The organism is Streptomyces luteoverticillatus (assembly GCF_003970715.1).
GTDB lineage: Bacteria > Actinomycetota > Actinomycetes > Streptomycetales > Streptomycetaceae > Streptomyces > Streptomyces abikoensis.
This window is the reverse complement of record NZ_CP034587.1, coordinates 3522166-3547026: the sequence shown is the minus strand read 5'-3', so window position 1 is coordinate 3547026 and position 24861 is coordinate 3522166. Positions and strand designations below refer to the sequence as shown.

Annotated in this window: 22 protein-coding genes; 9 read left to right on the top strand and 13 right to left on the bottom strand. The window is 71.4% G+C overall.

Annotated elements, in window-relative coordinates:
- Positions 1 to 35 precede the first annotated feature (35 nt).
- The 3 genes from EKH77_RS15615 to EKH77_RS15605 all read right to left on the bottom strand — a co-directional run bounded on the left by EKH77_RS15615 (position 36) and on the right by EKH77_RS15605 (position 3983).
- Positions 36 to 668: a DUF4232 domain-containing protein gene (locus EKH77_RS15615; protein WP_126914973.1), complete on the bottom strand. Its 633-nt coding sequence runs from the start codon at positions 666 to 668 to the stop codon at positions 36 to 38.
- A gap of 106 nt (positions 669 to 774) precedes the next feature.
- Positions 775 to 2067, bottom strand: a complete 1293-nt coding sequence (locus tag EKH77_RS15610) for a M18 family aminopeptidase (RefSeq protein WP_126914972.1) — start codon at positions 2065 to 2067, stop codon at positions 775 to 777.
- Positions 2068 to 2153: 86 nt separating this feature from the next.
- Positions 2154 to 3983, bottom strand: coding sequence for an acyl-CoA dehydrogenase (locus tag EKH77_RS15605; protein ID WP_126914971.1), 1830 nt, complete (start codon positions 3981 to 3983; stop codon positions 2154 to 2156).
- 140 nt (positions 3984 to 4123) lie between these two features.
- Here EKH77_RS15605 and EKH77_RS15600 point away from each other — a divergent pair, with 140 nt between their 5' ends.
- Positions 4124 to 4576 carry an SseB family protein gene (locus EKH77_RS15600; protein ID WP_126914970.1) on the top strand — a complete coding sequence of 151 codons (453 nt, stop codon included), beginning with the start codon at positions 4124 to 4126 and terminating at the stop codon, positions 4574 to 4576.
- A 38-nt stretch (positions 4577 to 4614) separates the two neighbouring features.
- Here the strand turns inward: EKH77_RS15600 and EKH77_RS15595 are convergent, their stop codons facing one another.
- The gene (locus EKH77_RS15595) at positions 4615 to 5544 is read right to left on the bottom strand and encodes a trypsin-like serine peptidase (RefSeq protein WP_126914969.1); all 930 of its coding nucleotides are present in this window, start codon (positions 5542 to 5544) and stop codon (positions 4615 to 4617) included.
- A gap of 108 nt (positions 5545 to 5652) precedes the next feature.
- On the opposite strand from EKH77_RS15595, the gene EKH77_RS15590 reads away from it, so the two are divergent.
- Positions 5653 to 6603 carry a pirin family protein gene (locus tag EKH77_RS15590; RefSeq protein WP_126914968.1) on the top strand — a complete coding sequence of 317 codons (951 nt, stop codon included), beginning with the start codon at positions 5653 to 5655 and terminating at the stop codon, positions 6601 to 6603.
- A gap of 118 nt (positions 6604 to 6721) precedes the next feature.
- Entirely contained in the window at positions 6722 to 7756 is a 1035-nt protein-coding gene (locus tag EKH77_RS15585; protein ID WP_126914967.1) for a DUF2278 family protein, read from the top strand.
- A gap of 32 nt (positions 7757 to 7788) precedes the next feature.
- Here the strand turns inward: EKH77_RS15585 and EKH77_RS15580 are convergent, their stop codons facing one another.
- Positions 7789 to 9921 carry an ATP-binding SpoIIE family protein phosphatase gene (locus EKH77_RS15580; RefSeq protein WP_126914966.1) on the bottom strand — a complete coding sequence of 711 codons (2133 nt, stop codon included), beginning with the start codon at positions 9919 to 9921 and terminating at the stop codon, positions 7789 to 7791.
- A gap of 130 nt (positions 9922 to 10051) precedes the next feature.
- Here EKH77_RS15580 and aspS point away from each other — a divergent pair, with 130 nt between their 5' ends.
- Positions 10052 to 11821, top strand: a complete 1770-nt coding sequence (gene aspS, locus EKH77_RS15575) for an aspartate--tRNA ligase (protein ID WP_126914965.1) — start codon at positions 10052 to 10054, stop codon at positions 11819 to 11821.
- A 77-nt stretch (positions 11822 to 11898) separates the two neighbouring features.
- Here the strand turns inward: aspS and EKH77_RS15570 are convergent, their stop codons facing one another.
- The 4 genes from EKH77_RS15570 to EKH77_RS15555 all read right to left on the bottom strand — a co-directional run bounded on the left by EKH77_RS15570 (position 11899) and on the right by EKH77_RS15555 (position 14724).
- A complete protein-coding gene (locus tag EKH77_RS15570; RefSeq protein ID WP_126914964.1) occupies positions 11899 to 12267 on the bottom strand; it encodes a DNA-binding response regulator in 369 nt (122 codons plus the stop codon).
- 123 nt (positions 12268 to 12390) lie between these two features.
- Entirely contained in the window at positions 12391 to 14112 is a 1722-nt protein-coding gene (gene metG / locus EKH77_RS15565) for a methionine--tRNA ligase (RefSeq protein WP_126914963.1), read from the bottom strand.
- A 160-nt stretch (positions 14113 to 14272) separates the two neighbouring features.
- Positions 14273 to 14509, bottom strand: coding sequence for a hypothetical protein (locus EKH77_RS15560; RefSeq protein ID WP_126914962.1), 237 nt, complete (start codon positions 14507 to 14509; stop codon positions 14273 to 14275).
- On the bottom strand, positions 14506 to 14724 hold the full coding sequence (locus EKH77_RS15555) for a hypothetical protein (RefSeq protein WP_240667369.1): 219 nt from the start codon (positions 14722 to 14724) through the stop codon (positions 14506 to 14508). The genes EKH77_RS15560 and EKH77_RS15555 overlap by 4 nt, the downstream gene beginning before the upstream one ends.
- Positions 14725 to 14977: 253 nt before the next feature.
- Between EKH77_RS15555 and EKH77_RS15550 the strand changes: the two genes are divergently transcribed.
- The 3 genes from EKH77_RS15550 to EKH77_RS15540 all read left to right on the top strand — a co-directional run bounded on the left by EKH77_RS15550 (position 14978) and on the right by EKH77_RS15540 (position 17301).
- Entirely contained in the window at positions 14978 to 15433 is a 456-nt protein-coding gene (locus EKH77_RS15550; RefSeq protein WP_126914960.1) for a hypothetical protein, read from the top strand.
- A 105-nt stretch (positions 15434 to 15538) separates the two neighbouring features.
- Positions 15539 to 16192, top strand: a complete 654-nt coding sequence (locus EKH77_RS15545; RefSeq protein ID WP_126914959.1) for a response regulator transcription factor — start codon at positions 15539 to 15541, stop codon at positions 16190 to 16192.
- Entirely contained in the window at positions 16189 to 17301 is a 1113-nt protein-coding gene (locus tag EKH77_RS15540) for a sensor histidine kinase (protein WP_126914958.1), read from the top strand. The genes EKH77_RS15545 and EKH77_RS15540 overlap by 4 nt, the downstream gene beginning before the upstream one ends.
- On the opposite strand, the gene EKH77_RS33800 is transcribed toward EKH77_RS15540, so the two are convergent.
- Entirely contained in the window at positions 17243 to 17974 is a 732-nt protein-coding gene (locus EKH77_RS33800; protein ID WP_240667745.1) for a vWA domain-containing protein, read from the bottom strand. The two genes, EKH77_RS15540 and EKH77_RS33800, sit on opposite strands and share 59 nt — an antisense overlap.
- 593 nt (positions 17975 to 18567) lie before the next feature.
- Positions 18568 to 19920, bottom strand: coding sequence for a carotenoid oxygenase family protein (locus EKH77_RS15530; RefSeq protein ID WP_126914956.1), 1353 nt, complete (start codon positions 19918 to 19920; stop codon positions 18568 to 18570).
- A gap of 323 nt (positions 19921 to 20243) precedes the next feature.
- Between EKH77_RS15530 and EKH77_RS15525 the strand changes: the two genes are divergently transcribed.
- Positions 20244 to 21584 (top strand): alpha/beta hydrolase, encoded by a 1341-nt coding sequence (locus EKH77_RS15525; RefSeq protein WP_126914955.1) that lies wholly within the window; start codon positions 20244 to 20246, stop codon positions 21582 to 21584.
- 93 nt (positions 21585 to 21677) lie between these two features.
- Here the strand turns inward: EKH77_RS15525 and EKH77_RS15520 are convergent, their stop codons facing one another.
- Together EKH77_RS15520 and EKH77_RS15515 are read right to left on the bottom strand one after the other, a co-directional pair.
- Positions 21678 to 22742, bottom strand: a complete 1065-nt coding sequence (locus EKH77_RS15520) for an alpha/beta hydrolase (RefSeq protein ID WP_126914954.1) — start codon at positions 22740 to 22742, stop codon at positions 21678 to 21680.
- Between the two features lie 89 nt (positions 22743 to 22831).
- Positions 22832 to 23821 (bottom strand): ScbA/BarX family gamma-butyrolactone biosynthesis protein, encoded by a 990-nt coding sequence (locus EKH77_RS15515; RefSeq protein WP_240667368.1) that lies wholly within the window; start codon positions 23819 to 23821, stop codon positions 22832 to 22834.
- 254 nt (positions 23822 to 24075) lie between these two features.
- Between EKH77_RS15515 and EKH77_RS15510 the strand changes: the two genes are divergently transcribed.
- Positions 24076 to 24858 carry an HAD family hydrolase gene (locus tag EKH77_RS15510; RefSeq protein WP_240667367.1) on the top strand — a complete coding sequence of 261 codons (783 nt, stop codon included), beginning with the start codon at positions 24076 to 24078 and terminating at the stop codon, positions 24856 to 24858.
- Positions 24859 to 24861 lie beyond the last annotated feature (3 nt).

Below are 24861 nucleotides of genomic sequence, written 5' to 3'. Positions count from 1 at the left end.
CCCGGGGCCCCGGCCGTCAGCCAGGGCCCCTGGGATCACCACTTCAGGGCGGCGTCCTCCGCGTCGAGCCAGTACGTCGTGCGCGCCGAGTCGTCCACGTGCAGCGAGCCACCCGGCGCGGGTGCCGAGGACGGGTCGCCGGCGAGGGGGTCGCCGCCCGGGGTCTGGAAGGTGACCGACAGCTGCTTGGCGTCCCGGCCGGTGCCGCCCGAGCCGTCCGCGGCGGAGGCCAGCACCCCCGCGTAGGCCGACTTGCCCGGGGCGATCGTGACCTTGCCCTTCGGCTTGCTCTCCTCGACCGCGATCGCCGTGGCCTGGTCCTGGTCGAAGCGCAGGAACGGGAAGCCGTAGGCGGTGCAGGGAGACTTGGAGGTGTTCGTCGCCACCAGCAGGACGTGATTGACGGGCGACTTCACGGCCCGGGTCTCGATCTTCACGGTGCCGGGGCCGCAGGCGTCGCCCTTCTCCTGCTCCTGGCCGTTCTCGTCGTCCGAGGTGGTCTCCCCGCCCTGGTCCTCCCCGCCGGTGGCGGCGTCGGCCGCGACCTGCCCGTCCTTGGCCGCCTTGGTCTCCTCGCCGTCCGAGCCGCCACAGGCGGTGAGCGCGAGGGCGGCCGTGGCGGTGAGCGCGGAGACGGTGACGGCGAACCGCAGGGTGCGGGTGGTCATGGTGCTTCCCCCGGGGGGTGGGACGGACGTATGACGTGTGAGGGCTGTATATCAGCCCCGGGTAGCGACCATCGAGAACGATCAGTCAAGAACGATCAGTCGGCGATCATCCCTCAAGGAAAGCGGTCAGTGCGGCGGCGAGAAGATGGGGGTCCTCGGCGCCGCAGAGCTCGCGCGCGGAGTGCATCGAGAGAATCGCCACACCGATGTCGACCGTGGCGATGCCGTGCCGCGCCGCGGTGATCGGGCCGATGGTGGTGCCGCACGCCACGGAGTTGTTGGAGACGAAGTGCTGCCACGGCACCCCGGCCCGCTCGCAGGCGCCGGCGAAGACGGCCCGTCCGGCGCCGTCGGTGGCGTAGCGCTGGTTGACGTTGACCTTGAGGATGGGGCCGCCGTTGGGCATCGGGTGGTGGCCCGGCTCGTGGCGCTCGGCGTAGTTGGGGTGCACGGCGTGGCCGGTGTCGGAGGACAGGCAGATCGTGCCGGCGAAGGCGCGGGCCCGGTCCTCGAACGTACCGCCGCGGGAGAGGACCGAGCGCTCCAGGACGTTGCCGAGCAGCGGGCCCTCGGCGCCGGTGTCGGACTGGCTGCCGTTCTCCTCGTGGTCGAAGGCGGCCAGCACGGGGATGTACGGCAGGCTCGCGGAGGAGGAGGCGGCGACGAGGGCGGCGATTCCGGCGTGCACGGAGAGCAGGTTGTCCATGCGCGGGCCGGCCAGCAGCTCGCGGTCGCGGCCGAGGTAGGCGGGCGCCTCGACGCTGTGCAGCATCAGGTCCCAGCCGCGGATCTCATCGGCCGCGACGCCGGTCTCCTCGGCGACGAAGCGGATCAGATCGCCCTGGCCCACCTCGCCGACGCCCCAGATGGGCGTCATGTGGCGCTGCTTGTCGAGCTTGAGGCCGTCCTGGTTGACCCCCCGGTCGAGGTGGATGGCGAGCTGCGGGACGCGCATGAGCGGGCGGTCGACGTTGACGAGCCGGTGGCTGCCGTCGCTCAGGGTGATCCGGCCGGAGAGGCCGAGGTCGCGGTCGAGCCAGGTGTTGAGCAGCGTGCCGCCGTAGAGCTCGACGGCGACCTGCCGCCAGCCGTGCGAGGACGTGTCGGGCAGGGGCTTGATCCGCAGGTTGGGGGAGTCGGTGTGCGCGCCGACGACGCGGAACGGGGTGGCCGGGGTGGCCCCGTCGGGCACGTACCAGGCGATGACGGCGCCGCCCCGGCGCACGTACATCCCGCCGGTGCGGCCGTCCCAGGCGTCGGTCTCCATGACCTCGCGGAAACCGGCCTTCTCCAGCCGCTCCGCGGTGTTGGCCACCACGTGGTACGGCGAGGGGCTGGCCGCGAGGAAGGACATCAGGTCGTCGGTGTGGCCGCGGTCGAAGCGGTGCGCAGAGCTCATGGCCTCAGAATAAGGATCAGGGCAAGAGCCGGACGGGGCTTTGCGCGTCCGGCTCCTGCCCTCGGGTGCTCAAGGGAAAGGCTTCCTTAGAAGGCGGCCTCGTCCAGCTCCATCAGGGACTGGTCGACGGACTCGGCGAGCGCGCGCTCGACGGCGAGGGCCGGCAGGACCGTGTGGGCGAAGAACTTCGCCGCCGCGATCTTGCCCGTGTAGAAGGCCTTGTCCTTGGCGGAGGCGGTCGGCAGCTTCTCGGCCGCCACGGCCGCGCCCTTGAGGAGCAGGTAGGCGACGACGACGTCACCGGAGGCCATCAGCAGGCGGGTGGTGTTCAGGCCCACCTTGTAGATGGACTTGACGTCCTTCTCGGTGGCGGCGAGGTCGGTCAGCATGGCGCCGACGATGCCCTCCAGGTCCACCGCGGCCGTCGCGAGCTTCTCGCGGGCCTCGGCGAGCTCCTCGCCGCCGGCGGCCTCGGCGAGGAACTTCTTGATCTCCTCGGAGAGGGTGGTGAGCGCCTGGCCCTGGTCGCGGACGATCTTCCGGAAGAAGAAGTCCTGGCCCTGGATGGCGGTGGTGCCCTCGTAGAGGGTGTCGATCTTGGCGTCCCGGATGTACTGCTCGATCGGGTACTCCTGGAGGTACCCGGAGCCGCCGAAGGTCTGGAGCGACTGGTGGGACAGCAGCTCGTAGGACTTCTCCGAGCCGTACCCCTTGACGATGGGCAGCAGCAGGTCGTTGAGGCCGTGCAGCGCCTTGGCGTCCTCGCCCGCGGCCTCCTTGACGGCGATCTCGTCCTGGACGGTCGCGGTGTAGAGGACGAGGGCGCGCATGCCCTCCGCGTACGCCTTCTGCGTCATCAGCGAGCGGCGGACGTCGGGGTGGTGGGTGATGGTGACCTTGGGCGCGGACTTGTCCATGAAGTTCGCCAGGTCCGGGCCCTGCACGCGCTCCTTGGCGTACTCCAGCGCGTTGAGGTAGCCGGTGGAGAGGGTGGCGATGGCCTTCGTGCCGACCATCATCCGGGCGAACTCGATGATCATGAACATCTGGCGGATGCCGTCGTGCTTGTCACCGATGAGCCAGCCCTTGGCGGGGTGCTTGTCGCCGAAGGTCATCTCGCACGTGTTGGAGGCCTTGAGGCCCATCTTGTGCTCGACGTTGGTGGCGTAGACGCCGTTGCGCTCGCCCAGCTCGCCGGTCTCGAAGTCGAACTCGTACTTCGGCACGAGGAAGAGGGAGAGGCCCTTGGTGCCGGGGCCGGCGCCCTCGGGGCGGGCGAGGACGTAGTGGAGGATGTTCTCCGCCATGTCGTGCTCACCCGAGGTGATGAAGCGCTTGACGCCCTCGATGTGCCAGGAGCCGTCCTCCTGCTGGACGGCCTTGGTGCGGCCGGCGCCCACGTCCGAGCCCGCGTCGGGCTCGGTGAGGACCATGGTGGAGCCCCACTGCTTCTCCACCGCGAGCTTCGCGATGTGCTTCTGCTGCTCGGTGCCCTCGTCGAAGAGGATGCCCGCGAACGCGGGGCCCGAGGAGTACATCCAGATGGCGGGGTTGGAGCCGAGGATCGCCTCCGCGTACGCCCAGATCAGGGAGCGCGGCGCGGTGGTGCCGCCGATCTCCTCCGGGATGCCCAGACGCCACCACTCGGCGTCCATGAAGGCCTTGTAGCTCTTCTTGAACGAGGCCGGGATCGGAGCCGTGTTGGTCTCCGGGTCGAAGACCGGCGGGTTGCGGTCGGTGTCCGCGAAGGACTCGGCCAGCTCGTTCTCCGAGAGGCGAGTGATCTCCGAGAGGACGCTCTTCGCGGTCTCGACGTCCATCTCCGCGAACGGGCCGGAGCCGTACGCCTTGTCGCGGCCGAGGACCTCGAAGAGGTTGAACTCGATGTCGCGAAGATTCGACTTGTAGTGGCCCATGACAGACGGCTCCGTAGGTGACGGGAGGGCGATCCTCTGTGCGTACCGGTCAGTAAGCAGCATGATGCTACCCACCGGTAATAAGAAGCAAGACCTGATCGGCCAACTGTGACCCGTACGACCCTCTAGGCTTTGGAGCCATGTACGGCTACGACCAGAACGCGGCACAGCAGGGCTACGCGCCCCCGCAGCAGCCCGGCGGCTACGGCGAGCAGCCGCTGTACCCCGAGCCGTCGCCCCCGTCGCTCGCCGACGCGGTCCGGGCCTTCACCACGGGCCAGATGTCCGCAGAGGACTTCCAGACGGTCTTCTCGAACTCCAAGGTCTACTGCCCGCGCGGTGAGAACCCCGGTTTCCTCGCGCTCCACAACACCCAGCAGCCGGTGATCCCGATGTTCACCTCGCTGAAGGAGCTGCGGCGGTACGCGGGCAAGGAGTCGAAGTACTTCGTCATCACCGGCGCGGAGGTCCTGGACCTGCTGCCGACCGGCTACGGCTTCGTCCTCGACATGGAGGGCGACCACCGCATGGTCTTCGACGCGAAGTCGGTCGAGCAGATGGTGGACTTCGCGATGCGGCGGATGTACGGCTGAGGCTCCCCGGCGCGTCTGGCCGATGCTCCCCGGCGCGGCTAAGAGCTCCGCGTCGCGCGCTCGTACAGCCGCTTGACGGCGGGTCCGAAGTACGACGCGTAGGACGTCTCCTCGTCGCCGCCCTCGTCCTTGCCGCCGAGGACGCCGACGAGCGTCCCCAGGCCCGTCCCCCGGTCCACGTCCGTCAGGAACGGGCTGCCGCTCGTGCCGTTGGGCAGCCCCTCGCAGTCGAAGCGGAGCTGGGTGTCGCCCTCGCCCGCCGTGGTGTTGCGGCAGGACACGGGTCGCTCCTCGTCGTTCGGGTAGCCGAGCACCTGGGTGGGCCGCTCGCGCGGCGGGTCGAAGCGCAACCGCTCCGCCCCCGTCACCCGCTCGACGGGCGGGCCGCCCTTCGCGGGGCGGACGCGCAGGAACGCCACGTCGTGGTCGGGGTCCCGGTCGGCCGCCCACTCCGGGTCGATGTCGATGGAGGTCGGCACCCACACGCCGTACGGAGCCGTCTCGTCCTGGTAGCCCGGGGCGAAGGCGAGGTCGGTGCGGAAGCCGTCCATGTACACGCAGTGCGCGGCGGTGACGACGAGATCTCCCGCCGGGCTGTGCACCACGCTCGCGGTGCAGCCGTGCGCCGGGACGCCCTCGGCGGTGTAGAACAGCGGCCCCACGGCGGGGGAGGGCGCCGCCTCCGCCGCCGAGGGCGGCTGCGCGGCGGACGCCGGCGCGGCGTCGGCGGGGCCGGCCTGCTGCGGGGCGTTCAGCGGCGCGGGAGCGGCCTGCCGGGGGTTCTTCAGGACGCCCTTCAGCGCATCCGCCGCCGCGTCGGCCGCCGCCTTCTGCTGTCTGTAGTGCCCGGTCGCGTCACCGGCGGCCAGGGGCGCGCCCGCGGCCGGGCCGCGGCTCGCCACGAGGATGCCCAGGGCGACGAGGGCCAGCACTGTGACGGAGACGAGAGCGACGTGAGTCGGGCGCATTGATCAAGTGTCCCTCTTCCGGGAACGGACCCTCCGGGAATGTACGCGCCTTGAATGTGGTTCACCATTCAACTAACTTGGAACCGCACCCCAGCCGAGGAGGCCGCCATGCCCGCCGTGACCGTAGAGAACCCGCTGACCCTGCCCCGCGTCGCCGCGCCCGCCGCGGACGCGACCCGGCGCCCGGTGCTGTACGTCGGCACCGCCCCCGGCGGCTTCGAGGGGGAGGGTTTCCCCGTCCGCCGAGCCTTCGCGGGGATCGACTACCGCTACCTGGACCCGTTCATCATGATGGACCAGATGGGCGAGGTGGAATACGCCCCGGGCGAGCCGAAGGGCACCCCGTGGCATCCTCACCGCGGCTTCGAGACCGTCACGTACATCATCGACGGGATCTTCGACCACCAGGACTCCCACGGCGGTGGCGGCACCATCACCAACGGCGACACCCAGTGGATGACCGCCGGCTCGGGCCTGCTGCACATCGAGGCGCCGCCGGAGCACCTGGTGGTGTCGGGCGGTCTCTTCCACGGCCTGCAGCTGTGGGTGAACCTCCCGGCCAAGGACAAGATGATGGCCCCGCGCTACCAGGACATCCGCGGCGGCTCCGTCCAGCTGCTCACCTCCCCCGACGGCGGCGCGCTGCTGCGGGTCATCGCCGGTGAGCTGGACGGGCACCAGGGCCCCGGCGTCACCCACTCGCCGATCACGATGGTGCACGCGACGCTGGCGCCGGGCGCGGAGATCACGCTGCCGTGGCGGGAGGACTTCAACGGCCTGGCGTACGTCCTCTCCGGGCGTGGCTCGGTCGGCGCGGAACGTCGCCCGGTCCACACGGGGCAGACGGCCGTGTTCGGCGCGGGTTCCTCGCTGACCGTCCGCGCGGACGAGAAGCAGGACTCCCACACCCCGGACCTGGACGTCGTCCTGCTCGGCGGCCGGCCGATCCGGGAGCCGATGGCGCACTACGGCCCGTTCGTGATGAACACCCGCGCCGAGCTCGCCCAGGCCTTCGAGGACTTCCGGGCCGGCCGGCTCGGGACCGTCCCGGCGGCCTGAGCACGCCCGCGCCCGGGGCCCCGGCACTGATCGAGTGGTGCCGGGGTTCCGGCGGGCGCAGAGTGGAACCGGGTGAATCCCCCAGAACGGGCGAATCCTCCAGAACGGAGGCCCGGCCATGCCGATCAGCCCCTATGGCGTACTGGCGGCCCGTGCCACCGACCGACGTCGGGAGGGCGGCACCCAGACGCCGCACTACCAGCTCTTCCTCAAGGACAACGCCGGCGCCTCCTATCAGGTGCCCGTGAACGTCCTGTCCAAAGTGGCCCCGTCCGAGCTGCTGTTCCTCGCGGATGACGACTTCCGTCACCCCGTGACGCGGCTCCTGCCCCCGGCGGGCAGCGGCTGGACCCCGCTCGCCTCGCAGGCGGGCTCGGGCGCCCTCGACTTCATCCGCGGCAATCTGTTCGACCCCACCCGGATGCGCCCGCTGCCGCCGGACCGCCCCGGCGTGGACAACGACCTCTCCGACTTCCTGGACCACTACGCGGAACGCGCCATCGCCGATCCCGCCGTGGCCGTCTACGCCTTCGGCCAGGGCTTCGGGCCCCACCACTCCCTCCTCGCCAGGGTCTTCCGGTTCCGGGCCGCGCGGAGCGGGCCCGCCGTCATCGGCGTCCACGACATCCATATGAACCAGGGCAACGTCGATCCGTTCGTCCCGGACGACGGCGTGTGGCAGGACGGCGGGCTGCTGTTCCACATGACCGCCGAGGACCGCTGGGTGGGCGTCTTCCTGGCCTTCCAGTCGCAGGCGTGGCACACCGACGACACCACCGGGCACACCATCCCCGTACCGGCCGCACGGCCGTTCCCGGCCGGGGAGCACGAGGCCCCCGTGCGCATCGTGGCCGCCCGCGTCGCCTCGGCCGGACCGGGGCGGGGCGCCGAGTCCGTCACGCTGCTCAACGCCTCTCCCGACCCCGTCGACATGGGCGGCTGGCGGCTCGCCGACGCGAGCGGACACCGCCGACCGCTCCCCGCCCGTTCCCTCGCCTCCGGGACGACCGTCACCGTCGCGGGAGGTAACGGATTCCGGCTCGGTCCGGAGGGGGGAGCGGTCACCCTGATCGATCCGGCGGGGCTCAAGGTGCACGGCGTCGCCTACACCCGCGACCAGGTCCGGGGCGCGGGCTGGACGACGACGTTCTGACGACGACGTTCCGACAGCGCGCCGGACGGTCCCTACGTCACGCCCTCGAACTGCGCCTCCACCCCGGCGGCGGCCTCGTACAGCTCGAACCAGATGTTCTTGCCCTCGCCCCGGGGGTCGACGCCCCAGGCCCCCGCCAGCAGCTCCATCAGCACCAGGCCGCGGCCCGAGGAGGCCATCTCCCCGGGGTGCCGGCGGTGGGGCAGCTCGTCGCTCGCGTCCGCGACGTCGACGCGGACGCAGCGGGTGCCGCGCTCGCCCGATATCTCGGCGATGAGCAACGCGTCGCCGTCCGTGTGGACGAGGACGTTCGTCACCATCTCGGAGACCATCAGCACCGCCGAGTCCGTCTGGTCCGGGTCCGGCCAGTCGTGCATGAGCTCGCGGATCTGCTGCCGGGCCTGCGCGATCCGCTCCGGCTCGGCCTGGGCGATGGCCATGACCGTGCGGCGCGGCGGATGCGGCAGTGCCCCCGGCTCCGCGCCCTCCGGCGCGCCGGCCGGGACCGTGCGGCGGAGCAGCAGCAGGGCGATGTCGTCCTCGCGGCGGTCGATGAGCGGCCCGGTCGTGTAGTGCGAGGGCGGCCCGTGGACGGCCTGGACGAGGGCGTCGGCGAGCTTCTCCAGATCGCCGTCCACGTCCAGGGCGTGGCCCTCGACGGTCTGCCGCAGCCGTGCCATGCCCGACTCCAGGTCGTGGCCGCCGGTCTCGACGAGCCCGTCGGTGAAGACGAGCATCGTCTCGCCGGGCTCCAGGACGATCCGGGTGGTGGGGTAGTCCGTGTCGGGGATGATCCCCAGCGGCAGCCCGCCCGCCGTGGGCCGTACCAGCAGGGTGCCGTCGCTGAGCCGGATCGCCGGGTCGGGGTGGCCGGCGCGGGCGATCACCAGCAGTCCGCTGGAGGGGCAGACCTCGATGTAGAGGCAGGTGGCGAAGCGCTGCTCGTCGCCCGCGTCGCCGGAGTCGTTGATGCCGGCCAGGAAGCGGGAGGCGCGGGAGAGCACCGCGTCGGGGTGGTGGCCCTCGGAGGCGTACGCGCGCAGCGCGATCCGCAGCTGGCCCATGAGCCCGGCGGCCCGTACGTCGTGGCCCTGGACGTCGCCGATGACCAGGGCGATCTTGCCGTTGGGCAGCGGGATCATGTCGTACCAGTCGCCGCCGACCTCCAGCCCGCCGCCGGTGGGCACATAGCGGGCGGCCACCGTCATGCCGGGGATGCCGGGCTGGACGGTGGGCAGCATCGAGCGCTGGAGGCCCACGCTGAGCTCGCGCTCGGACTCGGTGACACTGGCCCGGCCCAGCGCCTGGGCGAGCATCCGGGCGACGGTGGTGAGCACCGAGCGCTCGTCGGGGGTGAAGGCGACGGGCACGCTGAAGCCCGCCATCCAGGCGCCGATGGTGCGGCCCGCGTTGATCAGCGGGAGGAAGGCCCAGGACGTGCGGCCGAAGTGGGCCACCTTGCGGTAGGCGTCGGGGAAGCGCCGCCGGTAGTCCTCGGGGGCGGGCAGATAGACGGCGCGGCCGGTGCGGATGACCTCGGCGGCGGGGTAGGCCGCGTCCAGCGGCTGTTCGAGGAACGGTTCCGCCTCGCCCGGCGCGTAGCCGTGGTGGCCGATCACCCGCACCCGGCTTCCCTCGCCGACGAAGACCGCCAGCCCCGACGGCTCGAACCCCGGCATCGACAGCCCGGCCGCCACCCGCAGCACCTCGGACGTCGAGTGGGCCTCGGCCAGGGCCCGGCCCGCGTCCAGCAGGAACGCCTCGCGGTTGCGGTGCCAGTCGGCGACGATGGGCATCCGGGCGGTGGAGGTGCCCTCCATGGCCTCGGCGATCTCCTCGATCGTGCCGACCATCAGACGGTCGGTGCCGCCCTCGACCGGCTTGGCGCGCAGCCGTACGGTCCGCAGCGTCCCGCCCCGCTCGTCCACCACGCGCATCCGCAGCTCGCCGAGGGTCCCCTCGGCGCCGGAGAGGGCGAGGAGGCTCCGGAACTCCAGCCAGTCGACCGCGTGGAACCGGGCGCGGATGACGCCCTCGGTCAGCGGGGCGTGCTCGGGCAGCGCCAGCAGCCGCCTGGCCTCGGCGTCGAGGGTGACGGCTCCGGCGGCGTTGTCCCAGCACCACAGACCGGTCGCCACGGTGGCCAGAACGTCCTCGGTGCGCATTGCCCCACCTTATGCAGGTATGCACAGGGGAGACCACCGACGCCGGACGGGAGCAGTACCCTTGCTTGGTGCTGTATGCACTGTGCGGCGCACCTTAGACCAACGCCCTCGACCACGACTTGGATGAACGATGCATCGGTACCGGTCCCACAACTGCGGCGAGCTCCGTGCGGCTGACGTCGACACCGACGTCCGTCTGAGTGGCTGGCTGCACAATCGGCGCGACCTGGGCGGCATCCTCTTCATCGATCTGCGCGACCACCACGGCATCACCCAGCTGGTGGCCCGCCCCGGCACGCCGGCGAACGAGGCCCTGAGCCACCTCACCAAGGAGACCGTCGTCCGGGTGGACGGCAAGGTCGCCAGCCGTGGCGCGGACAACGTCAACCCCGAGCTGCCCACCGGCGAGGTCGAGATCGAGGTCACCGCGGTCGAGGTGCTGGGCGCCGCGGAGCAGATCCCCTTCACGATCAACACCGAGGACGGGGTGAACGAGGAGCGCCGTCTGGAGTACCGCTTCCTCGACCTGCGCCGCGAGCGGATGCACAGCAACATCATGCTGCGCTCCGCCGTCATCTCCTCCATCCGCGAGAAGATGACCAACCTCGGCTTCAACGAGATGGCCACCCCGATCCTGTCCGCCACCTCCCCCGAGGGCGCGCGCGACTTCCTGGTGCCGTCCCGTCTCCACGCCGGCCGGTTCTACGCGCTGCCGCAGGCCCCCCAGCAGTTCAAGCAGCTGCTGATGATCGCGGGCTTCGACCGCTACTTCCAGATCGCGCCCTGCTTCCGTGACGAGGACGCCCGCGCCGACCGCTCGCCGGGCGAGTTCTACCAGCTCGACATGGAGATGTCCTTCGTCGAGCAGGAGGACGTCTTCCAGGTGATCGAGAAGGTCATGACCGACCTCTTCGAGGAGTTCGGCAACGGCCGCCACGTCACCTCCCCCTTCCCGCGCATCCCGTTCCGCACGGCGATGCTGAAGTACGGCTCCGACAAGCCGGACCTGCGCGCCAAGCTGGAGCTCGTCGACGTCACCGACGTCTTCGAGGGCTCGGAGTTCAAGGCGTTCGCGGGCAAGCACGTCCGCGCCCTGGCTGTGCCGGACACCGGCGACCAGCCGCGCAAGTTCTTCGACGGCCTCGGCGACTACGCGGTCGAGCAGGGCGCGAAGGGCCTGGCGTGGGTCCGCGTCGGCGAGGGCGACGTCCTCACCGGCCCGATCGCCAAGTTCCTCACGGCGGAGAACGTCAAGGCCCTCGTCGAGCGCCTCGGCCTCACCCCGGGCCACGCCGTCTTCTTCGGCGCCGGCGAGTTCGACGAGGTCTCCAAGATCATGGGCGCCGTGCGCGTCGAGGCCGCCAAGCGCGCCGGCCAGTTCGAGGAGAACGTCTTCCGGTTCTGCTGGATCGTCGACTTCCCGATGTTCGAGAAGGACGAGGAGACCGGCAAGATCGAGTTCTCCCACAACCCGTTCTCCATGCCCCAGGGCGGCCTCGAGGCCCTGGAGACGATGGACCCGCTGGACATCCTCGCCTGGCAGTACGACATCGTCTGCAACGGCACCGAGCTGTCCTCCGGCGCCATCCGTAACCACGAGCCCGAGGTCATGTACAAGGCGTTCGAGATCGCCGGTTACAGCAAGGACGAGGTCGAGAAGGAGTTCGGCGGCATGCTGCGCGCCTTCAAGTTCGGCGCCCCGCCGCACGGTGGCATCGCCCCGGGCATCGACCGCATCGTGATGCTGCTGGCCGACGAGCCGAACATCCGCGAGACCATCGCCTTCCCGCTCAACGGCAACGCCCAGGACCTCCTGATGGGCGCTCCGAGCGAGGTCGACGAGTCCCGCCTGAAGGAGCTCCACCTGTCGATCCGCAAGCCGCAGACCCAGGTGAAGTAACCCCCTTCCGCCATGCGAACGCCGCGGGGCGGGCTCGGAATCGAGCCCGCCCCGCGGCGTTTCGTTTGATGGCGAGGTCAGACCAGGGCGGCGGACATCGGCTCTCTCGGGCAGCAGCCCGCCGCCTGGTGGACCGCCCGCGACAGCCGCCCCGGAGTGAGCCGCTCGCCCCACAGGACGGACCGCACGCCGTACTCCGACACGGCCATCAGCTCCGTCTCGCCGAGCTCGTCGGCGATGACCACCAGGGGGGCGCGGCCGGCCCGGGCCAGTCTGCGCAGTCTTCCCGGGGCGTCGGCGTCGTGCCGCCCCATCAGCAGGATGTCGACCGCCGGCGTCTCGCTGACGACGTCGACACCGGGCAGCGACCGGAGCTGCCGGACGACCCGGTGCCGGCCGACCTCGTCGGCGGAATGAACGTTTACGGTGATGGACTTCTCGAACACATGGTGAAGCCTCCCGCGCCGGGCTGAACGAACGATTGCCGAACGATCAACGTCCGCACGACGCGCGAAGACCCGGGGCCGCGACAGCGGTCCCGGGCCTTCGGCGATCGGTGCCCGTCAGGCTCAGACGGCGGTCTCCTCGCCGCCGCCGAAGCGCTCGCGGTACGCGGCCAGGTCGTCCTCGGTGATCTTCGCGAAGAGCACCGGCGGCACGGTGAACGGCGTGCCCGCCGGGACGAAGGTCAGCGAGCGGGCCTCGTCCTGCGTCACCCAGGCGGCGTCGTCACCCTCCAGCTGGAAGGCCGAGCGCATCGCGGCGGCCGAGGCCGGGATGAAGGGCTCGGAGACGATCGCGTACAGGTGGATGAGGTTCATCGCCGTACGCAGCGTCAGCGCGGCGCCCTCGGGGTTGGTCTTGATCTCCAGCCAGGGGGCCTTGGTCTCCAGGTAGGAGTTGCCCGCGCTCCACAGGGCGCGCAGCGCCTGCGCGGCCTTGCGGAACTGGAGCTCCTCCATGTGCCGCTCGTACTCCGCGAGCAGCTCGGCGATCTGGTGGCCCAGCTGGGCCTCGGCCTCGCCCTCCTCCAGACCGGCCGGGACCTCGTCGCCGAACCGCTTGCGGGAGAAGGACAGGACGCGGTTGACGAAGTTGCCCAGGGTGTCGGCGAGGTCCTTGTTGACCGTCGCGGCGAAGTGCTCCCAGGTGAAGGACGAGTCGTCGGACTCCGGGGCGTTCGCGATGAGGAAGTAGCGCCAGTAGTCGGCGGGGAGCACCTCGAGGGCGGCGTCGGTGAAGATGCCGCGCTTCTGGGAGGTGGAGAACTTGCCGCCGTAGTACGTCAGCCAGTTGAAGGCCTTGACGTAGTCGACCGTCTTCCAGGGCTCGCGGGTGCCGAGCTCGGTGGCCGGGAACATCACCGTGTGGAACGGGACGTTGTCCTTGGCCATGAACTGCGTGTAGCGGACGTCCTCGGCCTCGTACCACCAGGACTTCCAGTCGCGGCTCTCCGGGTCCAGGGCGGCCCACTCCTTGGTGGCGCCGATGTACTCGACGGGCGCGTCGAACCAGACGTAGAAGACCTTGCCCTCGGCGGCCAGCTCCGGCCACGTGTCCGCCGGGACGGGCACGCCCCACTCCAGGTCCCGGGTGATGGCGCGGTCGTTGAGGCCCTCGGTCAGCCACTTGCGGGCGATGGAGGACGCCAGCACCGGCCAGTCCTTGCCGTGCTCGTCGATCCAGGCCTCGACCTCGCCCTGGAGCTTCGACTGCAGGAGGAAGAGGTGCTTGGTCTCGCGCACCTCCAGGTCGCTGCTGCCGCTGATGGCCGAGCGGGCGTCGATCAGGTCGGTGGGGTCGAGGACGCGGGTGCAGTTCTCGCACTGGTCGCCGCGCGCCTTGTCGTAGCCGCAGTGCGGGCAGGTGCCGACGATGTAGCGGTCGGGGAGGAAGCGGCCGTCGGCCAGGGAGTAGACCTGGCGGATCGACCGCTCCTCGATGAACCCGTTCTTCTGCAGCTGACGCGCGAAGTGCTGGGTGATCTCCCGGTTCTCCGGCGAGGAGCTGCGGCCGAAGTAGTCGAAGGACAGCCCGAAGCCGTCGTAGATCGCCTTCTGCGCGTCGTGCTGCTGGGCGCAGAAGGTGTCGACGGGCAGCCCCGCCTCCTTGGCCGCCAGCTCGGCGGGCGTGCCGTGCTCGTCGGTGGCGCAGATGTAGAGGGCCTCGCGGCCGGTCTGCCGCAGGAAGCGCGCGTACACGTCGGCCGGGAGCATGGACCCCACCATGTTGCCCAGGTGCTTGATCCCGTTGATGTACGGAAGGGCGCTGGTGATGAGGTGTCGAGCCATTGCGGCTGCTCCCTGGTCGCTGTGTGGCTGAGGCTTGGATGCACCTTTAGCGTATCCGAGCGCCGGAGGGGGGCCGCGCTGCTTTTATGACGGCTCTGTCAATGTCGGGAAGCCGTCGGAAGGCCACGTTCCTCCTGCTCACGACCGCCTCACGGCTGCCTCACGACTGCATCCATGTGCGCCACGGTCTGGTGATCGTCTCCCGGAAGGTGTGGTGCGAGGGGTGCCGTCCCACGTGCTGGAACGTCCACCGCTGCCCCACCGCCGCGTCCTCGCTCGTGTCCGAGCTCGACCCGCACACCGCGCACTGCATCGCGTACGAGATCGGCTCGGCGTCCGGCTCCTGGTCCGGCGCGAGCGTCCAGGTGCCGAAGAGGAACACCGTCCGCGCCGTCACGACCGCCCCTCCTCTCCATGTCCCTCGCCGCCGCCCCCGGGCAGACCGGCCTCGCTCTCCGTCGCCGGCCGCGCGTGCTCGGGTGGACAGTTCCACTCCAGACCACCGCGCGGCGGGCGTAGCTGTACGTGACCGGCGTGGTGGTCCATCACTTCGCCGAGCCGTCCGGTCCGGATGTCGACGGCGTAGGTGCCACAGGGAATTTCATCGTTCACGCCCTTATCCATGCCCACTCGCACGTCCCCTGATCGGTTATTGAATGGTTGCGGAGAGTGACGCGCGGATCAAGAGGGCGACGGCGTCAACCGCCGGTGTCGCGGGGGCGGTTCCCCGCGCCCGCACGGACGGTGACGATGAGTGGTCGAACGACTCCTGACAGGTACACTGAAACGGTCATATCGGGGGGCGTGACGACGCGGGGGTTTCGCGCGCCTCCCCCCAGGTACCCGTGTGTTGAGGAGTACAGAAGTGAAGCGCACCATCCTCCGGGCCGCCGTCGTCCCGGTCCTGGCCGCCGTCGCCTTCGGCATCGCCGCCCCGTCGGCCTGCGCCGCGACAGCCCCGGCGAAGGCGGCCGACGCGACCGCCGGCCCGTCCGTCGCCGTGAACAAGATATTCCTGGGCAAGGGCATCGTGGCCTCCGTCGACGTCTCCTTCGACTACGTCTGCACGGACGCCACGGACCACGTGGCGGTCGAGCTCGTCTCCGGACCGACCACGCTGAAGGCCACCAAGGCCAGGAGCGCGCTGGAGTGCGACGGCGCCAAGCACACGAGCTTCGTCGAGTGGGCGGCCCGCACCATCCCCGGTGACACCCCGGCGAAGGCCACGGCCGGCCTCTACACCAAGAAGGGCGAACTCCAGGCCCTCGTCTCCGAGAAGACGATGAAGCCGGGCTACGGCCTCCCGCCGTTCGGCAACTGACCGCCGGACCCGGCGACGGAGAGGTTTCCGAAACACCCCGTCCGGTAGACCCGCATCCTGGAAGGAAGGGGGCGTACCGGACGAGAGGAACGAGGGGCCACCGTCATGCGAGTGCTCGTCGCCGAGGACGAAGAGGTACTGGCCGAACTCGTGGCCACCGGGCTGCGGAGAGCCGGGTTCGCCGTGGACACCGTCTACAGCGGCGACGCCGCGCTGGCCTACCTCGGCCTGTACGACTACGACGTCGTCGTCCTCGACCGGGACCTCCCCCGGGTGCACGGCGACGACGTCACCCGGCACCTCGTCGCCGCCGGCTCCCGCACCCGCATCCTGATGCTCACCGCCGCCGGCTCCATGGAGGACCGGGTCGCCGGGCTGGACCTGGGGGCCGACGACTATCTCCCCAAGCCGTTCGAGTTTCCCGAGCTGGTCTCCCGCGTACGGGCGCTGCGCCGCCGCAGCGCCCGTCCCGCGCCCCCGCTGCTGCGGAAGGCCGGGCTGAGCATGGACACCGTGCGGCGCACCGCCAGCCGGGAGGGGCGGGAGCTCGAACTGTCGCCCAAGGAGTTCGCGCTCCTGCAGATCCTGCTGGAGGCCGACGGGGCCGTCGTCAGCGCCGAGGAACTCCTGGAGCGGGCCTGGGACGCGCACGCCGACCCCTTCACCGGAGCCGTCCGGGTCGCCATGAGCAAGCTGCGCGGCAAGCTCGGGGACCCACCGCTCATCCGCACCGTGCAGGGCGTCGGGTACGCCCTGTGAGGCGGCCCGTCCTCACGGCCCGCGCCCGCATCGCCGTCGCGTTCGGGGCGGTGTTCGCCGTGCTCGGCACCGGCCTGCTGGTCACGGTGAACGTCCTGTCCCGGGCCGGTACGCGGGAGCGGGCCGGCCGCATCGCCCGGCTGGCGGTGCCCGCCGAGACCGGGCCCTGGCCGGTCCACGGGCAGTCTCGGGAGACGGTGGGCACCGCCACGATCTACCGGCTGTCGGGCGACGTCAGCGAGGCCGCCTCCCACGAACTCGTCCTCTGGTCGGTCGTCGCCCTCCTGCTGACCGCGCTGCTCGCCCTCGGCGTCGGCTGGTGGACGGCCGGGCTGTTCCTGCGGCCCGTCCAGGGGGCGCTCGACAGCCAGCGGCGGTTCATCGCCAACGCCTCGCACGAACTGCGCACCCCACTGGCCACCCAGCGGGCCGCCGTCCAGGTCGGACTGGACGGCGAACCGTCCCCGGAGGACCTCGCCCGCACCAGGGCGACGCTCCTGGAGGCCAACCGCCAGTCGGAACGCCTCATCGACGGGCTGCTCCTCCTCGCCCGCAGCGAGCGCGGCCTGGAGAGCCGCGAGCCGCTCGACCTCGCCGAGGTCGTCCGCGAGGAAGCCGCCGCCGTCGCCGGGGAGTCGGCGCGCGCGGGCGTCCGGGTCGCCCTCCACGCCGACGGGCCCGTGCCCCTCTCCGGCAACCGGGTGCTGCTCGGCCGGCTCGCCGGCAACCTGCTGCGCAACGCCGTCGGCTACAACCACCCCGGCGGCAGCGTGGACGTCACCGTCGCCCCGGGCCGGCTGACCGTCGTCAACACCGGGCCGCCAGTGCCCGCCAAGGAGGTACCCGAGCTCTTCGAGCCGTTCCGCCGGGGCCGGGGCCGGGAGCGGCTGGGCGGCGGGTCGGGCCTCGGGCTGTCCATCGTGCGGTCGGTGGCCCGGGCGCACGGCGGTACGGCGAAGGCCGCCCCCAACGCGGGGGGCGGCCTCCGGGTGGTCGTCGACCTGCCGGCCGGGCGGCCGGCGGGCCGGGCGACCGGCGCGGGCGGACGCGCTAGCGGACGATCCCGGCGGCGCGTGCTTCCGCCAGCCATTCGGGGAACTCGACCATGAGCTCCGTGTAGAGCTCCTCGTCCTTCAGCAGCCGCGGTTCGAGGCCGGCGTGGAAGAAGCCGGCGTTGTCGACCACCCGGCGCTCCGGCACGGGCAGGTCGTCGAGGCGGCGCAGGAACTCGAAGCCCTTGCCCTCGGGGTCGCCGAAGCCCACGAACTGCCAGAAGATCGGCAGCCCGGCCGCCTCGCACAGCGCCCGCTCCGCGGCGGGCTTGCTGTAGGGCGCGCCGTCGGTCTGGAAGATGACGAACGCGGGGTCGGTGGCGCCGGACGCCTTGTAGTGACTGATGACGGCCTCGATGGCCCAGTGGTAGTTGGTGCGGCCCATGTGGCCGTAGGAGTCGTGGAGTTCCTGGATGCGGCCCCGGTAGTTGCCGAGGTCGAGCTCGGCCGTGCCGTCGACGTCCGTGGAGAAGAAGACGACGGGGACGACGCCGTCGTCGTCGAGGTGGGCCGCCAGGCCCAGCGCCTGCTCGGCGAGGTGCTGGACGGTGCCGTCCTTGTAGTAGCGGCGCATGGAGCCGGAGCGGTCCAGGACGAGGTAGACCGCCGCCCGTTGGCCCGCCAGGCCCTGCTTCCGCAGCGAGACGCCCGCCGACTTGTAGAGGCTGACGAGGCCGGGCGCGGTCTCCTGAACCTTCGTGAGGCTCACGGCCGCCGTCTCCGCCGTCATGGCGGGAGCCTCCGCCGTCAGCACGGCCGCCTCCGCCGTCAGCACCGGCGCCTCCGCCGTCATCGCGGGCGCGGGCTCCGGGTCCGGGCCGGGGGGCGGTTCGGGCACGGGGTGGGGGTCCGGCCGGGGCGTCGGGTCCGGCTCGGGGACGGGCTTGGGCTTCGGCATCGGCGTCGGCGACGGCTCCGGCTCGGGGATCGGCTCGGGCCGGGCGGGGCCCGGGGTGGGGATGGGCCCGAGCGGGCCGGGGTCGGGAACGGTCGAGCCGGCGCGGTCGGCGGTCTCGGCGGTCGGCTGGGCCGGGACGGACACCGGGTTCGCGGTGTGGTCGGGGCCCGCGTTCTGCTGGGGGAGGCTCGGTTCGTCGCGTCCGGGGGCCTTGGCGCGGCCGAACGCGTTCCGCAGCAGACTCCGAATGCCCATGGGGAGATGCCCTTCGTGTGTCTCAGGTCGTGTGTCTCGGGTGCGAGTGATGCCGGAGAGGGGAGATATATGTCCGTACTGCTCGTAAAAGTCCGCATGCTTGACGACTACGTAAGGCTAGCTGTCAAGTCCGGTCCAGTACGTTCACACCCGACACGCCGTGGTACGTGTCATGGGCAGTCCGGGATCCAGCTCCCGTGGAAGCCCAACGGCACCCGGCCCGGGAGGTGCACCCGGGCCACGGGACCGGCCGCGAAGTCCTGGGCCGCCAGGACCACCAGTTCGCCTGCCCCGCGCGCCGGGTCGTACGCGTACGCCAGCACCCATCCCTCGTCCTCCGCCGCCCCGGGCGCGGCCGGGACGAACACGCCCTCGCCCACGTCGCCGCCCGCCGGCACCTCGAACTCCTCGCTCGTGCCGCGCTCCAGGTCGTATTTGATGAGCGCGGTGTCCCGTCCCGCCACCCGCTCGCGCATGACGTAGCCGAAGCGGTGGCGGACGGTGAGCCGCCGGGGGTCGACGCGGGGGTACTCCACCGGCCGGTCGTCCAGCGGGAGTCGGCGCACGGTGCCCGCGACGGGGTCGACGGTCCAGCGCTCCAGCCGGGCGAGGTGGTCGCCGGGCAGCGGCCGACGACGGTCGAAGTACCGGTCGTAGACGGCGAGATGGACGGTGATCCGGCCGTCGTCGCGCTGGTACGCGTTCATGGGGTGGAAGACGAAGCACGGCTCGGTCTCCAGCCAGCGCGTCTCCGCCGCCCCGCCGTCGCGCGGCAGGAGCCCGAGCCGGGCCGGCCGGTCCGGCACCCAGCGCGGATGGGCGCCACCGTCGCGCGGGTCCCGCCCGAAGACCACCGGCAGGTCGTACAGCAGCACGTACCGCTCGGTGAGCGAGAAGGCGTGCATCATCGGGGAGCCCGCGACGGGGATCTCGACGTGCCGGCGCACACAGCCGTTCCGCCCGGCGACGACGTACTGCACATACGGCCAGGCCGGGCAGTACGCCACCGCGTGCAGCTCGCCGTCGTGCGGGTCGGTCACCGGGTGGGCGGAGAAGCCGCCCGGCAGGGTGCCGTGGAAGTCGAACGGGCCGATCGTATGGAGCTCGGGATCGAGCTCGTAGGGGAGCGCCCCGCCCTCGACCAGGGCCAGGCAGTGCCCGGCGAAGGACTGCACGTGGGTGTTGGGCGCGAAGTCCAGGCCCCGGTGGCGCCGCCCGTGCAGCAGCTTCTCGCCGAGCCGCCCGGCGACGGCGTCGGAGCGCACCCAGCGGTTGCGGTACCACTCGGCGCGGCCGTCGCGCAGCCGGACGCCGTGGATCATGCCGTCGCCGCCGAACCAGTGGTAGCCGGCCGGATCGTCGACGTGCACGGGGTTGGGGCCGTTGCGCAGATAGCGGCCGCGCAGCGACTCGGGCAGCCGGCCGGTCACGGGCAGGTCGTAGGCGGTCGTCTCGTCCGTCACGGGGGCGTAGAGCCCCCCGAGGTACGGGTTGCGCACCTCGGCGTCCGGATTCCGGTTCATGCCGTCCCACCTCCACCGGCCCGGTCTCCGCCGCCCCCGGGCGGTGCCCCCGTCGCTCGGCCGTGATTCCACCAAACAGCGGAAGGAGGCGTTCGGCCAGTCTCCATCCGACCGTCGATCCGTCTTCACCGGGCGCGGGTAACCGCCCGAAGGGGCCTTTCGTTCTCGGGAACGCCCGGGGAAGCCCAGGACAAGGGCAGGGCAAGAGCAGGGCAATAAATGAGGTCAGGGCAACCCTCTCCGCCTGTTCCGGCCTCTTTATCCGTGAGTATTACCGGACCGAACATGAGTACCCACCACGGGGGCAGGGAGTTGAGAGGCGCATGGGCCTGACCAGCAGGTCACTCTTGTACACGGTGGTATTCGCCGCCGTGTTGTGCGTGGGGCTCACCGTCTGGATCTGGCCCCGGCTGGCCGGCCGCGGGGTCCGGCCGGTGCTGGGACGGCTGGGGGTCATCGCGACCACCCAGCTGACGATCATGGCGTCGCTGGCGCTGGCCGTGAATTCCTGGGGCGGCTTCTACGGGACCTGGAATCAGCTCCTCGGGCGGGTCGACAAGGCCCCGGTCAATGTGAACGAGATGGGCCGGAACGGCCCGTACGCGACGGTCGGCGCGTCGAAGGACGGGCTCGTGCAGCCCGCCGGGCCGCAGGGGCTCGACAAGGTGGGCGGAATTCCGCGCGGTCCCGCCGACAAGGAGGGGAAGGTCCAGTCGGTCCGTATCGTCGGACAGCGCTCGCGGGCCATCAATCCGGCATTCGTCTATCTCCCGCCGCAGTACTTCCAGAAGCAGTACGAGCGTCACCGCTTTCCCGTCATGGTCGTGATCAGCGGTTATCCCGGCGGGATCATGAATTTGGCCCAGCACCTCCAGGTGCCGCAGACGGCGGGGTCGCTGCTGAAGGAGAACAAGATGCAGCCGACCGTCATCGTGATGCTCCGGCCGACGATCGCCCCGCCGCGCGACACCGAGTGCGTGGACGTGCCCGACGGCCCGCAGGCGGAGACGTTCTTCACCAAGGACCTGCCCGACGCGCTCAAGACCACCTACCGCGTCGGCCACGACCCGAGCGCCTGGGGCGTCCTCGGCTACTCCTCGGGCGGCACCTGCGCGCTGGAGCTCGCGATGCGGCAGCCCGACGTCTACCCCGCCGCCGCCGCGCTCTCCGGCGACTACAAGGTCGGCAACGACCTCACCACCGGCAATCTCTTCGGCTCCGGCCCGGACGCCAAGCGCAAGCAGCAGGAGCACGACCTGATCTGGCGGCTGGGAAACATGCCCGTGCCCCGGGTGAACGTGCTGGTGACCAGCAGCAAGAAGGGCGAGAAGAACTACGCGGAGACCGAGAAGTTCCTGGGGGCCGTCAAGCAGCCGATGACCGCCTCCTCGATCATCCTCCCCGAGGGCAGCCACCACTTCACGACGTGGCGGCGGGAGATCGGACCGGTGCTGGAGTGGATGAGCCAGCAGCTGACGTTCCCGCAGGACACGGCCGACAAGCCCAAGCCGAGGGATGGCGGGAAGCCGTCCGGGACGCCGGAGCCTTCGCAGGCCCCGAAGCCCTCGCAGGAGGCCAAGCCCTCGGAGGACGTCAAGCCCTCGGAGGCCCCGAAGCCTTCCGAGGAGGACAAGCCCTCGGAGCGGCCCGAGGCGGCGGAATAACCGCCTCGGCCTGTGCGCGGCTCGCGAAGCCGCCCGCCCAGCAGGGTCGTGCCGCGGACACCGGCCGACTTCGGCCGTCCTCAGGACCCGGCGTCAGCCGGGTCCGCCCCGCAGCTGCCCGCTCATCCAGGAGAAGGCCGCCGGGTAGAGGTTGATCCAGGTGCCGTAGTTGTGGCCCCCGGACGGCAGCAGCATCGTCCTCAGCCGGACCTTGCCGCCCGCCGCCTCCCGCTGGAACTCCTCGACATAGCGCGGCGGGCTGTCCCGGTCCTGCCGGGACGTCGCCACGAACAGCCCGACGTCGGCGTCGGTGTGCCGCACCAGCCACGTCGGGCTGTTGCGTTTCCGCAGCCCGGGGTCGGGGATCGCGCCGCCGTCGCCGTTGAGCGGGTCCGGGTCCAGGGCCGCGCCCGCCGCGTACGCCCGGGGGTACTGCAGCGGCAGCTTGGCCGCGCAGTAGCCGCCGGTCGAGATGCCCAGCACGCCCCAGGACTCCGGGCCCCGGCCCGTGCGGAAGTGGGTGCGCAGCAGCTCGGGCACGTCCTCCGACAGCCAGGTCGCCACCTTGCGGCCGGGCACGTCGGAGCAGTCGGTGTCCACGCCGCCGGGGTTGATGATCGGCACGGCCAGGATGAACGGGCGGGTCGCGCCCTCCCTCAGCAGCCGCTCGTAGGCGCCCGGCATCCGGCCCAGCTCCATCCAGGACTGCGGGGAGCCGGGCACCCCGTGCAGCAGGACGACCACCGGGAAGGCGGTCCGGCGGTAGCGCGCCTGCTCGTACTGCGGCGGCGTCCACACCAGGACCTGGCCGGAGAGCTGGGAGCGCGAGCCCCGGAAGTACGTCTCCTGCATGCCGTAGTCGGCCTGGCTGAAGCGGGCGCGGTGGGCGGGCGGGCCGGGCATCGAGACGGGCCCGGTGCTCTTGCGGCCGAAGAGGTCGTCCCAGGAGGCGTAGAGGCCGTAGCTGGAGTTGATCGAGACGGCGACCACGCAGATCGCGGTCGCCTGGCAGAGGCCGATCAACAGCACCCGGCCCAGCCAGCGCAGCGGTGCGGGCCCGGGGACCCGCGCCCACAGCAGCAGCGTGGCGACCACGGCGAGCACCGACGCGACGATCAGCAGAACGAGGAACGCGGTGCTGGTGAGACTCAGGCCCATCCCGCGGACGCCCCCTCGGCTCGTCGGTCCCGATGGCGGGACGACCTTAATGGAGCGGCTGAGGGAGCGCCGGAGAAAACGGCGCAGGGCTACTCGGATGGGTTGACGGCCGTATCGCCGGGCGGAGCGGGGGCGTTCCGCGGGCGTATGGAGGTCAGCGCGCAGGTGAAGAGCAGTTCGTCGTCCTGGTGGCCCCGGACGACGGTGGTGGCCGGCCCGTTCCGCCCCCCGGCGGCGGTCTCGCGGGCGGCCTCTATCCAGATGGGGCTGTCCAGCTCCGCGTAGCGGTGGAAGCTGCTGGTGAGTTCGGTGGGGAGGATGACCGGGTCCGGTGAGAGGACGGCGGCGGCCTGACGGGCGGCCTCCAGTAAGACCATCCCGGGGACGTGGTCGACGGGATGGTCGAAGAGGACGGGGTGCCGGCCGTCGGCGCGCAGCCGCCAGCGGGCGGCGCCGGGCGCGTCCTCCTCGGCGAGCACCACGTCGAACGGGGAGCGCCGGCCGACGCGCCGGGGACGCACCGGGGCGCCCAGCGCGGGGGGTGTGCCGGGGATCCGGTCGCCGCGCAGCCGGCGGTAGACCTCCGGAGAGGTACAGGTGTACGAGGCGCTGCCGGTGGCGGCGACCGCCCCGTCCCGGCGAATGACCACGTCGTACCGCATCCCGCCGAAACTCCGGCCCTTCCTGCGGATTTCCGAGCATTCGACGTCCAGCACCAGTTCGGCGGGGGTGGACTCGAGCGCCGTGTGCCGGGGGCGCAGTGAGTAGTCCAGGTGCCACATCAGGAACTGGAATCCGAGTGGTACGTCGAATTCCGCGTGGGCGAGCAGCGAACCGATCTGTCGTACGGTCTCGGCGACCAGCATGGGGTCGTGCTGCACCCCCCGTAGCGGGGAGAAGAAACTGTGGCCGCGCGGCCATTGGGCCCAGACCCGGAACCGGTTCGCCTCGACCTTGCGCCAGCCCGTGAGCAGGACCTCGGCGACCGCCGCGCGGTGGACGTACTCGCGCGGCACGGTGGTGGTCAGCCGTGGCAGGGCCGGGGCGAAGGACGCCGGCGCGGAGGTGGTCTGGGACAAGGTTCCCCCTCGGATCGGCATGCAGCGCCCAGGATCGACTGCGGGTATGTCAAGGTGCGTGCTGTCAGGGCTCCTCGAGCGGCTGACGGCCCCCCGGTCAACGCCCTTCGGGGGGTCAAGATACAAGGCGGGTGACGGCCTTTCAGCGCCGATGTGATTTACCTCTCTCACCTGGGGCAATCGCGGTGCGTCGCTTTGTAATTCGAGGGCACGTTCCCCCCGTCTGTTCTTTCGTTCGACAATGGAGGCCGATTGTGGTCGAGTCCCTGCGACGGATACGGCTGGCCGCCGTCAATATCGACGGCGTCCTTCTCAATGACACGTTCAGCCCGGTGATCCACCGGTTCGTCACCGACCGGGGCGGCCGGTACACCGCCGACGTGGAGTACGCCGTCTTCTCCCAGCCCCAGTTGGTGGCGGCCCGCGCGCTCGGCGCGGCGGCCGGGGTGGACTGGGCGCCGGAGAAGGTGCTGGAGGTCTACTTCCGGGAGCGCGCCGCGTATCTGGAGCACGACCCGGTCCGGCTGCTCGACGGCGCCGTGGAGCTGCTGCGCCGGCTGCGCGCCCTGGGCCTGCGCGTCGTCTGCTACGGCGGCCTGGACGCCGCTCACTTCGACCGCCACCTCGGCGCGCACGCGGACCTCTTCGACGGCCCCCGGTACGTCTGCACCAATGATTTCCGGCCGGGCGTCAAGGAGATCACCACCGAGATCTTCGGGCTCGGCCTCGACGAGGCGGTGTTCGTCGACGACGTGGCCCGGGTCGCGGAGACGGCACGTGAGCTCGGCGTGGCGTTCATCGGGCACCCCTCCGGCTTCGCCCACGGCTACCAGGGCGAGTTGATGCGGGCGGCGGGCGTACGGCACCTGGCCGGCTCGCTCGCCGCCATCGACGAGTCGCTGCTGCGCACCGTCGACGCGGAGGCCGCCGCCGGGACGTCGTGGGCGGCCGCCACCGGGCCGGGCGATGCCCAACGGACCGGCATCATGGAGCCGGTCGACGGTGCCGCTCCCGACGGTACCGCTGCCGGAGCGTGAGTG